This is a genomic window from Rhodopirellula sp. UH5, from assembly GCF_056839225.1.
Genome location: NZ_CM166390.1, coordinates 4879427 through 4891456 on the forward strand (window position 1 = coordinate 4879427; position 12030 = coordinate 4891456).

General features: G+C 56.6%; 12 protein-coding genes. 10 read left to right on the top strand and 2 right to left on the bottom strand.

What is annotated here, in order from left to right:
* Positions 1-411: 411 nt before the first annotated feature.
* Together UH5x_RS17200 and UH5x_RS17205 are read right to left on the bottom strand one after the other, a co-directional pair.
* On the bottom strand, positions 412-1206 hold the full coding sequence (locus tag UH5x_RS17200; RefSeq protein WP_482633143.1) for a ThuA domain-containing protein: 795 nt from the start codon (positions 1204-1206) through the stop codon (positions 412-414).
* Between the two features lie 3 nt (positions 1207-1209).
* On the bottom strand, positions 1210-2520 hold the full coding sequence (locus UH5x_RS17205; RefSeq protein WP_047816716.1) for a DUF4912 domain-containing protein: 1311 nt from the start codon (positions 2518-2520) through the stop codon (positions 1210-1212).
* Between the two features lie 393 nt (positions 2521-2913).
* On the opposite strand from UH5x_RS17205, the gene UH5x_RS17210 reads away from it, so the two are divergent.
* The 10 genes from UH5x_RS17210 (at position 2914) to UH5x_RS17255 (ending at position 11341) form a co-directional block, all read left to right on the top strand.
* Entirely contained in the window at positions 2914-3150 is a 237-nt protein-coding gene (locus UH5x_RS17210) for an AtpZ/AtpI family protein (protein WP_047816485.1), read from the top strand.
* Between the two features lie 233 nt (positions 3151-3383).
* Positions 3384-3830, top strand: a complete 447-nt coding sequence (locus UH5x_RS17215) for a hypothetical protein (RefSeq protein ID WP_047816486.1) — start codon at positions 3384-3386, stop codon at positions 3828-3830.
* 26 nt (positions 3831-3856) lie between these two features.
* Entirely contained in the window at positions 3857-4906 is a 1050-nt protein-coding gene (gene atpB, locus UH5x_RS17220) for a F0F1 ATP synthase subunit A (protein ID WP_047816487.1), read from the top strand.
* Between the two features lie 256 nt (positions 4907-5162).
* Positions 5163-5420 (top strand): ATP synthase F0 subunit C, encoded by a 258-nt coding sequence (gene atpE, locus UH5x_RS17225; RefSeq protein ID WP_007327179.1) that lies wholly within the window; start codon positions 5163-5165, stop codon positions 5418-5420.
* Positions 5421-5430: 10 nt separating this feature from the next.
* Positions 5431-6159 carry a F0F1 ATP synthase subunit B gene (gene atpF, locus UH5x_RS17230; RefSeq protein WP_047816488.1) on the top strand — a complete coding sequence of 243 codons (729 nt, stop codon included), beginning with the start codon at positions 5431-5433 and terminating at the stop codon, positions 6157-6159.
* Between the two features lie 10 nt (positions 6160-6169).
* Positions 6170-6853 carry an ATP synthase F1 subunit delta gene (atpH, locus tag UH5x_RS17235; RefSeq protein WP_047816489.1) on the top strand — a complete coding sequence of 228 codons (684 nt, stop codon included), beginning with the start codon at positions 6170-6172 and terminating at the stop codon, positions 6851-6853.
* 73 nt (positions 6854-6926) lie between these two features.
* Positions 6927-8450, top strand: a complete 1524-nt coding sequence (atpA, locus tag UH5x_RS17240) for a F0F1 ATP synthase subunit alpha (protein ID WP_047816490.1) — start codon at positions 6927-6929, stop codon at positions 8448-8450.
* Positions 8451-8471: 21 nt separating this feature from the next.
* Positions 8472-9362, top strand: a complete 891-nt coding sequence (gene atpG / locus UH5x_RS17245) for an ATP synthase F1 subunit gamma (protein ID WP_482633144.1) — start codon at positions 8472-8474, stop codon at positions 9360-9362.
* 149 nt (positions 9363-9511) lie between these two features.
* A complete protein-coding gene (gene atpD / locus UH5x_RS17250) occupies positions 9512-10951 on the top strand; it encodes a F0F1 ATP synthase subunit beta (protein ID WP_482633145.1) in 1440 nt (479 codons plus the stop codon).
* A gap of 3 nt (positions 10952-10954) precedes the next feature.
* Complete coding sequence (locus UH5x_RS17255) at positions 10955-11341, top strand: F0F1 ATP synthase subunit delta/epsilon (RefSeq protein WP_047816493.1); 387 nt, start codon at positions 10955-10957, stop codon at positions 11339-11341.
* The last annotated feature ends 689 nt before the right edge of the window (positions 11342-12030 follow it).

Sequence of the window (12030 nt, forward strand, 5' to 3'; positions counted from 1 at the left end):
GACCAAGCTGAAAAGACCAAACCGGACGAGTGTCAATGTTTGGTTGTCAGTCTAGCACCGATGCGTGGGCTCATCGTGACCCAACGCGTCATGAATCACGGTTCGCCGCCATTTCAGCGACGCATGTGATTTAGCCACCGATTCGAATGCGAAGCAGTCGGGAGCGAATCTCTGGTGTTGGTTTTCGCTTCGCTCAGCAACCTCTCCCGAAACGAAGTTTGGGGAGAGCGACGCCGTTCAGGCGTACGCGAGGGTGAGGGCCGTGCAAGGGAAGCGGCGCGTGTTGCCCTCCCCCGAAAATCTCGCTGGACGCTCGCTTTCCGACCCCTCCCGCTGGGCGGGCGGGGTTCTCAAGACGCTACTGGCACAGCATTTAAAAACTGCACGACCTCTTCGCGGCCGGGCCTCAGGCTACTCGACTCGACCAGCGGCCCAGAGCATGCCGCGGACCAGGTTGGCCAGGAACACATTGTCTTGGAACGTTTCGGTGGAGTGCCCGTAGGTGGTTCCGTAGACGCGAGCGTCGCCGTATTGGTTGGTCCAAATGACGGGATGGGACTTGCCATCGCGTTCGCTCTTGGAGGTTGCCAAAACGGTCGTGTTGGGCCAAACCTTTTCGATGATGTACAGCTCGTCCATGGCGGACACGTGAGCGGCGGGGTACTCACGCATGACCGGGTGGTCTTTCGCAACCACTTCGACTGGGTAATGGCTTTGGTGATCATGGCGGCGGCTGGTCACGCCCAGGAACTCACGCCAATCGTCGATTTCCGCGTCACGGTAGGTGTGCATGGCGCAGTGAATGACCACGGCTGGCACACCGGCGTGGTGGGCTTTCGTGATTTGGCGGATGTAGTTGGGGTTGGTCGTGGCAGCGAAGCATTCATTGTGAATGACGACGTCGAATGGTTTGGCCCAGTTTTCATCGCCGTAGAAGTCGATTTCGGCTTGGGTGCCTTTGCCGCCATCGTTGACGACGGTCCATTTGGCTTCGACACCGGCCTTGGTGGCCGCCAACTGGATCGCTTTGGCTTGGAAGTCGTAATCGTGGCAGCAACCGCTGGTGATGATCAGGACATTCAGCGAATCGTTGTCCGCTTTGGCATCGGGGGCTTCGTCGGCCGAGGCAAACCCGGAAACGAGGACGGCGGATGCCAACAAAAAAGTCGCGGCGAAACGCCGCGACAGGGTGGAGTGAGACGTCATAGCTCAGTTGTTCTCTTGAAGTTCGACGGTGTCCATGACCTTGGTGTTTCGCTCGATCGCGATCACGGTGGTGCGTTGGCGTAAACCATCGCGTGTTTCAGCGGTCACGGGAAGCACCTGGCGTTTGTCGGGGAATTCCATGCGGACGGTGAAAGCACCATCGTTTTGAAGTTTGACAGGATGCCCCCCCACCATCACCGATGCCGTGGGGTCGGCTTTCCCGAACACGATCAGTTCGGCTTCGACGTCCAGTCGCAGCTTGGTTTGACGCAGCAACGAGGGGTCACCGGTGGTCGATCCAGAATCGTTGCGATGAGGCATTTTTCGTTGCAGACGATCTTCGAAGACTTCTCGCAGATCGTTGCTGCGAGATTCGTAGCCGCCGCTGAGAGCGTAGATTCGCTCGTAGTCTTCGGCGATGTCTTGCCAGTGCTCATCGAGGCGTTGGCAATCGCCGGGGACCGGGGTTTCGACCACGTTGCTGCGGCACAGGCAGTGGAATTCGCCGTTGCTGGCCAAGTACCCGATGGCGACGCGGAATCGCGACGGTGGGTCTTGGACGTCGACGTACCAATTGCTGACGCCGCCGTGCACGGTGATGTCGCGAGCGACCGTTTCAGCGCTGTTGCTGGTCACGTCGCCAACGGCCAACAAACGCAGGGTTGGGACGGCGGTGTGCCATTTTTCCGCCATCGCTGACTGAGCACGTTGGACGCTGGTTTGGGTGATTTCCCAGCTGGCCTGCAGCCAAAAAGCGTCGCGAACGACCAGCACGATGCGATCTTTGTGAGGAGCTGCTGCACGATGACGTTGGGCACCATCGGTGACAGCCGAGCCGGCAACCAGGGTTCCGGTGGAGAGGTCCTTGTGCTTCTGAACCAATTCGCGACGGCGACGCATTTCGGCCCGGATGCGTTCGGTTTTCGCCGAGATTTTGGGTTCGGTCAGGTCAGTCATGGGTGCGTCGGGACGCGATCGCACGGTCGTTTTGGGTTTGCTGGTGGTCGCTTTGCGAGCCGGTGATTTCGCAGAGGTCTTGCTCGCCGCGGTGGACCGAGGTTTCTTGGCAGTGGCTGAAACTCTCGTTTCGCTGGTTTTGGACGTGCTTTTCGCTTTCGCGGAACCAGCGCCAGCTCCCGCCCGGCTCTTTTTGGCGTCGCTGGAGGCTTTCCGGCGGAGACGCTGCTGGGCCTTTTTGATCTCGCTGATCAAATCGTCCTTCCGCATCGAGTGCAAGCCTGTGATCCCGTAATTCTTGGCGATTTCAGCCAATTCACGACGGGTTTGGGACGGTAGATCAACAGTACTAATCAAGGCGGGCTCCTCGAGATGAACGCCTGGCCGATCTTCCCAACTCAAGGGCAACGAGGCGTGAATGGTTGATTTGAGGCAACAGATGGATGCCGTAGTGCATCCACCCGTACCGCTGTGGAAGGAGGCAAAATCGGTTAGTGAACGCACCTTAACGGGGGAATCCGCTGCCCAACTATTATGGCAAGGGGATGCTCATTGTTCTAGTGTCCGATTGTTGAAAAGCCGGATTGAGAAGCGAAAAGCCTGATCCTCGGATGACAAAAACCCTCTGATCGTCCAATCTTTGCAATCGTTTGAGCGATCGACCGCTTGCATGGCGTGTGCGATCAACTTCGCGACATTATAACCTGCCGAACGCGACAATCGAGCGAATGGCTCATGAGAGGGGTGTGTATGAATGATCCAAAGCAGCGAAAAGAGGACCCATCGAACACGCAGCCGATGCTGCGGTTGGCCTCGGCCGGGTTTGAGCTTGCCTCGTTCCCGCTCATTTTGGGGGCGATCGGGTATTACTGGCTGGATCCGTGGATGGGGTACGAGACCCCGTTCATTGCAATCGCCGGGGTTCTGGTCGGGTTCTGCTTGGGGTTTTACCGGCTGATTCTGATGGTGAATCAGCTCCCGTCGTGAAACCTGCGTTCGGAACGCGTTCCGGACACTCCTTCTCTCTCTTGGAAGTCGAGCGACGCCGTTCAGGCGTGCGTCAGGGACGGAAACTGGCATGGGAAACGCGTCCTGCCTTCCCCCGAAAATCTTGCTGAACGCTCGTTTTTCGACCCCTCCCGTTGCCAACGGGAGGGGTTCGCAAGATGTTACGAGCAAAGTATTTAAAAGCCGCACGACCTCTTCGCAGGCAATGACCTTTGAAGCGACGAACTCAGTACGGAGTCATTCTGATCACGGTGATGGCGATCACGCTGGCGTGGTTGTTGATGTACGTGCTGATTGCGTTGGGAAAATGGGCGGAGAGCCAATTTTTTGGTGATTTGACCTGGGGCATTGTGTCGCTGGTCAGTCCCTGGGCGGTGTGGCGGAAGCTGGCAATCGCCAGTTGGGCGATTTCGCTGGCATCGGTCTTTCCGCGGTTGATGTCGGTTCAAATCAGTGCCGATCGGTGGTTGGCGGCGCAAGGCTTTTTGGCTGGGATGCTGATTCGGATCGTAGGGACCGTTGCTTTGTTTTTGGCCAGTAGTTATTACTTGGACGCTCCCGAGACTTGGTCCGCCGCCTGGGTGCTGTTTTGGCACGTCAGTTTGCTGTCGGTCGAAGTCGTTGTGATCGCACGGTTCGCTTGCCGTGACGTTGCCTGAAATCATCCCGACCCAATCCAACTGTCATGTTGCCATTTTTAGCCGCAGCTGGTCACGACCCGACCGATCACGCGATTCCGCACGCGTTGCATGATTCGCCGTTGCTCAAGATCCCATTTGGTGGCGACGGCACCGACGTGCCCGCGTTGGGTGTTCGGGATGGCTTCTACGAATTTTTCATCACCAATCACTTGATGATGTCCGCCATGGTGGGCTTGCTGCTGATCATCACGGGCGTGTTGTGCTCGCGAAAAATCAGCATCTTCCATGGCGAAGGTTTGGGCCGCTATCAAACACGCGGTCGGCTGTCGCAATTGTTTGAGACGATCTGCGCGTTCATTCGCGACGAGGTCGCTTACCCGAACTTGCACGGGCTGACCGACAAATACATTCACTACATTTGGACGGTGTTCTTCTTCATCCTGTTTGCCAACATTTTGGGTGTGATCCCGTTTGGCTACATGTTGCAGTTGATCACAGGAAACCAGGCGTTTTCGCATTGGGGCGGCAGTGCCACCGGGAACTTGTCGTTGACCAGCGTGTTGGCGTTGACGTCCTTGTTCGCGATCATTTTCATCGGGATTCGCGAAACCAGTGCCAAAGACTTTTTCAACCACTTCAACCCGATTGGCTGGGATGGCGGCATCATGATGTTGCCCATCGCTTTGATGCTGTACGTGCTCGAGTGGCTCAGTTTGCTGGTCAAGTGCTTCGTGCTTGCCATGCGGTTGTTCGGCACGATGATGGCGGGTCACTTGGTGCTCGCCGCTTTCGTCGGTCTGATCTTCGCGGCGGGTGCTGCGAGTGACGGGATGGCTTATGCGGTCAGCGTGCCGGTGGTTTTGGTTGCGACATCGCTGACGTTGTTGGAGTTGTTTGTTTGCTGCTTGCAGGCTTTCATCTTCACGTTCCTGACCGTGCTGTTCATCGCTGCGATGGCGACTCACGAGCATGATGAGGAATTGGACCATGACCCAAACGCGATGACCGACGCCAACCAGATGGACCCTGACAAGATTTTTGATCCCAGCCGTATCAGTCCTGCTGTGGGTGCAAGTCATCCAGCGGGTGTTTGATCGGTTTGGTGGACTGAAAAGCGATGTGGCATTTTGTCGCTCGCTTTCGAGGCTTGGAGCAGAGGAAATAGCCCCAGGTCGGCAAACTGTTTGATTCACGCCGTCAGGCGATTGGGAGCGGAAGCTTTTTCCACTCCTTTCTGACGAAACTGCAGCAGGGTGGCATGACGGTTCGACTTGGTTGGACTATTCTTCGGCACTCAAAAAACACCTTTCCCCTTTCACTCGCTCAAAATTTTTACGGAGCAATCTGAAGATGTTAGAACTGGCAATGATGTTGGCCCAAGAAATCGCTTCCTACGACTTCGGCCGCATGGGTCTGGGGATCGGAATCGGATTGATCATTATCGGTGCCGCTTTGGGCATTGGTCGCATTGGTGGCAGTGCTGTCGACGCAATGTCGCGTCAGCCTGAAGCTGGTGGACGAATTCAAACAGCGATGATCATCGCGGCGGCACTGATCGAAGGTGCAACCGTCATCGCGTTGGTGTTCATTCTGTTGTGCCGCGGCTAGGTCGAAATTGATGAAACGCTTGCTTGCAATTAGCTCGCTCACTTTGCTGGCCTCGTTGGCGCTGTTGGTGGTTTCACCTGCAGGATCCTTGGCAGCACAAGATGAAGTGACCGTGGTGGACGCTCATGCGGACGCGGCGAACAACGAAGGTGGCGATCATGACCATGATCACGAAAGTGATGACCATGGGCACGATGAAGCCGCCGGAGACGAACATGGTCACGGCGACGAAGACCATGCGACGACTCCGTTGTTGTCGTTTGACGTCGGGTCGGCCATTTGGAACCTGATCATCTTCCTGTGTGTCTTGGCGATTCTGTCCAAATTCGTTTGGCCAGCCGTCTTGGGCGGTTTGCAGGCTCGCGAAGAAAAGATTCGCGAAGATTTGGAATCGGCTGAAAAGGCCAGTGCCGAAGCGAAGCAGATGCTGAGCGATTACCAGCTGAAATTGGATGAGGCCACCGGCCAAGTTCAAAGCATGTTGGCAGATGCTCGTCGCGACGCCGAAGCCAACGGACAGAAAATTGTCGATGCTGCCAAAGTGGAAGCGGCTGCTCAACGCGAGCGTGCTTTGTCGGACATCGAGAACGCGAAGAAAGTTGCGATGGCTGAAATGGCCGGACAAACGTCCAAGTTGGCCATGCAAGTTGCTCGCAGCGTTGTCGGTCGCGAATTGTCGGCTGATGACCATGCGGATTTGATTCGTCAATCGATGGAACGGCTGCCCAGCCAAAACTAACGCCGTTGACGTGGTCAAACTTCCTTCCCTGAAATTCCTACGACGCTCAACCGACGAGACCCCCAACGTGTCCGAAACCGCCTCGCATTCCACCGTCCTTGACGTCGGCGCCGAACAACTCGGCAAGACCTACGCACGGGCGTTGCTCGCTGCGACTCAAGCGGATGGATCCACCGATGCGGTCGTCAGCGACTTGAATGCGATTTGTGATGAAGCCTTGTTGCACAGCCCCAAGCTGCAACTGGCGTTTGAATCGCCTCAAATCGACGCTGCTGAGAAGTGCCGGGTGGTGGACCGTTTGTTTGGTGGAAACAGTCATCCCCTCTTGATCAAGTTGATGAAGGTGATGGCCAAACGTGGTCGGCTCGGTTACTTGGTCGCGGTTCGAGATGCGGCGGTCGATTTGTTCGACGAAGCGGCTGGTCGACTGGTCGCAGAAGTACGCACGGCGGTTCCATTGACGGAACAGCTTCGTGGGGAAGTCACCCAACAGCTTTCAACCCGATTTGGCAAAACCGTTCGCCTCCGAGAGTCCGTCGACACGGGCTTGGTTGGTGGCATGGTGATCCGAGTCGGTGACACGGTCTTCGATTCGTCGGTGGCCAGCCGATTGGACAAACTTGGCAAGTCCGCCGCAGCTGGTTTCGCCCGCCAGTTGCTGGAACATTCGGATCGATTCAGTTCAACATCGTGATCATCACGTTTGTTGAACGCCCTCCTCAAACCATTTACGCACAAACCACCATCGGAAAACACGGTACGGTCCAGTGAAATTCAATAGCGACGAGATCGCCTCTGTCTTGCAGGCCGAGATCGAACAATTCGATAACAAAGTTGACGTCCGAGAAGTCGGAACGGTCTTGGAAGTTGGTGACGGGATCGCTCGCGTGTACGGCCTGTCCGGCGTCATGGCTGGCGAAATGGTCGAGTTTGCCAACGGCTCGATCGGACTGGCTTTCAACTTGGAAGAAAACAGCGTCGGGGTCATCATTCTCGGTGAGTACCTGACGATTGAAGAAGGTCAAGAAGTCAAAGCCCTGGGCACGCTGTTGTCCGTTCCTGCTGGCGACGCGGTCATCGGCCGTGTGCTCGATCCACTCGGGAACCCGTTGGATGGCAAGGGACCTGTTCAAACCGACATCACACGCCCGGTGGAAATCATCGCAACGGGTGTTGCCGAACGCAAACCGGTCACCGAGCCTCTGCAAACCGGGATCAAGGCCATCGACTCGATGACCCCGATCGGACGCGGTCAACGCGAACTGATCATTGGTGACCGCAAGACCGGCAAGACCGCCATCGCGATCGACGCGATCCTGAACCAAAAGGGTCAGGGCGTGAAGTGTTTCTACATCGCTATCGGACAAAAGGACTCCGCCGTTGCTTCGGTCGTCGACGTCCTCGAACGTCACGGTGCGATGGAATACACCACCGTCATCGCCGCTGGTGCGAGTGCTCCTGCTCCGTTGCAGTACATCGCTCCCTATGCCGGCACCGCGATGGCTGAACACTTCATGTTCAATGGCGGGCACGCTTTGGTCGTCTACGATGACTTGTCCAAGCAAGCCACGGCGTATCGCCAGATGTCCTTGCTGATGCGTCGCCCACCAGGCCGCGAAGCTTACCCCGGGGACGTTTTCTACTGTCACAGTCGTTTGCTGGAGCGTTCGTCGAAGTTGTCTGATGAGCTCGGTGGCGGATCGATCACCAGCCTTCCAATCATCGAAACACTGGAAGGGGAAGTCTCGGCTTACATCCCAACCAACGTGATTTCGATCACCGACGGTCAGATCTACGTTCAGCCCGACTTGTTCTTCTCGGGCGTTCGCCCCGCCATGAACCCCGGGATCAGTGTTTCCCGCGTGGGTGGTGCGGCTCAAACCAAGGCCATGAAAAAGGTTTCCGGCGGTTTGCGTCTGCAACTGGCCGCCTTCCGTGCTTTGGAAGCGTTTGCCCAACTGGGGACGGACTTGGATCCCGCGACCCAAGCTGAGCTGGATCGTGGTTACCGCATGGTCGAGTTGCTCAAGCAGCCACAGTACCAACCGCTTTCGGTTGCTGAGCAAGTGATCAGCATTTACGCCGGCACGAACGGTCACCTCGATGACGTGGCTGTCAAAGAAGTGCAGCGGTTCGAGAAGGAATTCCTGCAGTACGTTCATGACAAGCACTCTTCGCTGATCAGCGATCTGACTGCGACGCCGGCCTTGAGCGATGAGATTGTCGAACGCATTGTTGCGGCGATCAAAGAGTTCAAGACTGTCTACAAACCCGCCACCCCTGCAGCCTGAACCCGAAAGGCGGATTGATTCATGGCCAACGCACGTGCCCTTGATAAACGACGCAAGTCGATTCGCAACATCCGCAAGATCACGCGGACGATGGAGCTGATCGCAACGGCTCGGTACAAAAAAGCAATGGACCGCGCAGCAGCGGCCACGGCTTACACCGAGCAGATCACCAAAATCGTCTCGCGCCTCGCGGATGCCGGGTTGGACGTGCAGCACCCGCTGTTGGAACAACGCGAAAAGATCAACACCACGCGGGTTCTGGTTCTGGCCAGTAACCGCGGTTTGTGCGGTGGTTACAACGCGTCCGTTTTGCGGACCGCGATGCCACGTATCAAAACGCTTCGTGAGTCGATTCCGAACGTCATCATCGATGCCAGTGGCAAACGCGGTGTCAACGGATTGAAGTTCCGCGGGATCGAAACGGATCAGCAGTTCCTGCAGTTTGAAGATCAGCCTGCTTACGACGATGTTGAGAAGATTGCGGAAGGTTACTTGGCCGAGTACATCACCGGTAAAATCGATCGGTTGGATGTCGTTTACACCAAGTTCATCAGCACTTCGAAACAACAAACGGTGATCGAAACGTTGTTGCCGCTTGGTTCGCTGGGCGATGAATCGGAGTCTGCCTCGGGTGGCCCCGACGAAAGCAATGCGGAATACGAATTCCTTCCCTCGGCCGAAAGCATCTTGGAAGAAGTCGTTCCGACCAGTTTCAAAGTCAAGTTGTTCAAGTGCTTCCTGGATTCCGCCGTCAGCGAGCAAGTCGCTCGAATGATCGCGATGAAGGGAGCGACCGAGAGTGCCGGTGACATGATCAAGCAGTTGTCGATGACCTACAACCGTGCCCGTCAGAGTCAGATCACCGGCGAAATCATGGAAATCATCGGCGGTGTCGAGGCCCTGGAAGGCTGATGCCTGCGGGCCGATCAAGAGCTTCGAGCGACTTGCCACTAGCTTTTTGAGACACCGATTTTGAACTGACCAACCGACCACGAAAACACACCACCCCATTCAATCTTTAAGCTAACTGCTAGTAGCTAACCGCTAGGAGCTTCTCCCCCATGTCCACTGCAACCGCCACCGGCCGCGTCACTCAAGTCATCGGCTCGACCTTTGATGCCGAGTTTCCTGAAGGTCAACTGCCAAAGATCTACAACGCTTTGACAATCCAAAGCGAGCACAAAGGGGTCATCATTGACTTGACCGGCGAAGTGCAACAGCACCTCGGTGGTGGTCGTGTTCGGGCGATTGCTTTGGGTTCGACCGAAGGCATGATGCGAGGCATGGACGTGATCGATACCGGCAGCCCGGTTTCGGTTCCTGTCGGAAAAGCAACGCTGGGCCGCGTCTTCAACGTGCTCGGCAAACCGATCGACAAACGGGGTGACGTGCAAGCGGACGATTACTGGCCGATTCACCGTCAAGCACCGCCTCTCAACGAACTGTCGACGAACACGGAATTGTTCGAAACGGGCATCAAGGTCGTCGACCTTTTGACCCCCTTCGTTCGTGGTGGCAAGGCTGGTTTGTTCGGTGGTGCCGGTCTGGGCAAGACCGTGATTCTGACCGAATTGATCGCTCGAATCGCATCCAGCCACGGTGGTTATTCGGTCTTCGCTGGTGTGGGTGAGCGAACTCGCGAAGGCACCGACCTCTGGTTGGAAATGCAAGAAACTGAGATCGGTTCGACCGGTCGCAACGTGATCGAGCAAACCTGCATGGTGTTCGGTCAGATGAACGAGCCACCAGGTTCGCGTCTTCGTGTTGCCCTGTCCGCACTGACGATGGCGGAATACTTCCGCGACACAACCGGTGCCGACACGCTGTTGTTCGTCGACAACATCTTCCGCTTCTCGCAAGCGGGTTCGGAAGTGTCCGCACTTCTGGGACGGATGCCATCGGCTGTGGGTTACCAGCCCACGCTGGCAACCGAAATGGGTGCTCTGCAAGAACGAATCACCTCGACCAAGCAAGGTGCTATCACATCGGTGCAAGCCGTTTACGTGCCTGCCGATGACCCGACTGACCCCGCACCGGCCACGGCGTTCGGTCAGCTCGACGCGTTCATTTATCTTGAGCGTTCGATTTCGGAAAAAGGGATTTATCCCGCCATCGACCCGTTGGCTTCGAACTCGCGAATTTTGGACCCTCAGTACGTCGGCGACCGTCACTACACGATCGCCCGCCGCGTTCAAACGATCTTGCAACGTTACCGCGAACTGCAAGACATCATCGCGATTCTCGGTGTTGACGAACTCAGCGAAGAGGACAAGACCATCGTTCACCGCGCACGTCGCATCGAACGATTCCTGTCGCAACCCTTCCTCGTGGCGGAAGTCTTCATCGGCAAACCCGGTGAGATCACCTCGCTCGAAGACACGATTCGCAGCTTCGAAGGAATCTGTGATGGCAAGTACGATCACTTGCCCGAGCAAGCGTTCATGTATGTCGGTGCGATCGAGCAAGCCGAAGAGCAAGCCAAAAAGATGGAGTCCAAGTAACCGATGTCCATTCGATGTGTCGTCGTCACCCCCGAACGAACGGAATTGGATCGGGAAGCTGACTTTGTAGCCCTGCCCATGTTCGATGGCGAACTGGGTGTGCAAGGTGGTCGTGCACCGATGATTGGCCGTCTCGGCTACGGTGTGTTGCGTTTGCAAACGGTCAGCGGACCCGAACGTTATTTCGTCGACGGCGGTTTCGCCCAAGTCGAAGATGATGTCGTGAACGTTTTGACTAGCCGAGCGATCCCAGTCGATTTGCTCGACAACGACGAAGCCACCAAGACATTGGCGGAAGCACTGGACATGCCCAGCACCACTCCCGAGCAAGCTCAAATCAAAGACGCCGCTGTGCGTCGAGCTCGCGGGCAACTGCGAGCCAGCCGCTAGGCTTCGCAAACGCTTCGAATCAGAAACAACATTGACACGGCAGCTTTGGCTGACGTGTTTTTGTTTGCGCCGAGTTGGCCTTCTGAATCGTTGATGCCCAACTTGACCAGCCTCCCGGGATCGTGGTTGGCACTGTCCGGTTCCACCCCCGTAGCCGGATTCGCCAAGAATTCGGTCCGCTACTTCTGAATCGTTGTGGTGACGGCTCTGTCCGGGGCGAACTCGTGAACGACTCCGGAGGAATCCGGATTGATAGCTAGGGGAAGGAAGCCCCGAGATCGTTGATGCCCAACTCGACCAGCCTCCCGAGATCGTGGTTGGCACGATTCGGTTCCACTTGGTGGGCGGTGGTTTGCAACCGAGACCTCGGGTTGAAACCCGAGGCTGACAACTGTCACCGCTCCGCGGTTGTTGGCTCCCACCCCAACACGCACAACCAGTCGCGGAGCGACGGCAGTTGTTTGCCGCTCCGTCGCCAGGCGATCCCCCGTTTCACGTCCCCGTGCGATGGTTTTCGAAACCGATCAACCACACCCGTTTTCTAGTAAAACGCCACTCCCATCGTTCCTTGTTGAGCCGAACGATGGTGATTGACACGGGCTCCGCCAATCCGATAGCGAGAATGCTTTCGCAGAACTCCGGTGCAGAAATATGGTTAAACTACCTCCGTCCCCTTTATGCGTGCACCT

What these genes read in the sequence shown, in the direction of transcription:
- UH5x_RS17200 (WP_482633143.1), bottom strand. Translation starts at nt 1,206, where the DNA reads ATGACGTCTCACTCCACCCTGTCGCGGCGTTTCGCCGCGACTTTTTTG.
- UH5x_RS17210 (WP_047816485.1), top strand. Translation starts at nt 2,914, where the DNA reads ATGAATGATCCAAAGCAGCGAAAAGAGGACCCATCGAACACGCAGCCG.
- atpB (WP_047816487.1), top strand. Translation starts at nt 3,857, where the DNA reads ATGTTGCCATTTTTAGCCGCAGCTGGTCACGACCCGACCGATCACGCG.
- atpE (WP_007327179.1), top strand. Translation starts at nt 5,163, where the DNA reads ATGTTAGAACTGGCAATGATGTTGGCCCAAGAAATCGCTTCCTACGAC.
- atpF (WP_047816488.1), top strand. Translation starts at nt 5,431, where the DNA reads ATGAAACGCTTGCTTGCAATTAGCTCGCTCACTTTGCTGGCCTCGTTG.
- atpG (WP_482633144.1), top strand. Translation starts at nt 8,472, where the DNA reads ATGGCCAACGCACGTGCCCTTGATAAACGACGCAAGTCGATTCGCAAC.
- atpD (WP_482633145.1), top strand. Translation starts at nt 9,512, where the DNA reads ATGTCCACTGCAACCGCCACCGGCCGCGTCACTCAAGTCATCGGCTCG.
- UH5x_RS17255 (WP_047816493.1), top strand. Translation starts at nt 10,955, where the DNA reads ATGTCCATTCGATGTGTCGTCGTCACCCCCGAACGAACGGAATTGGAT.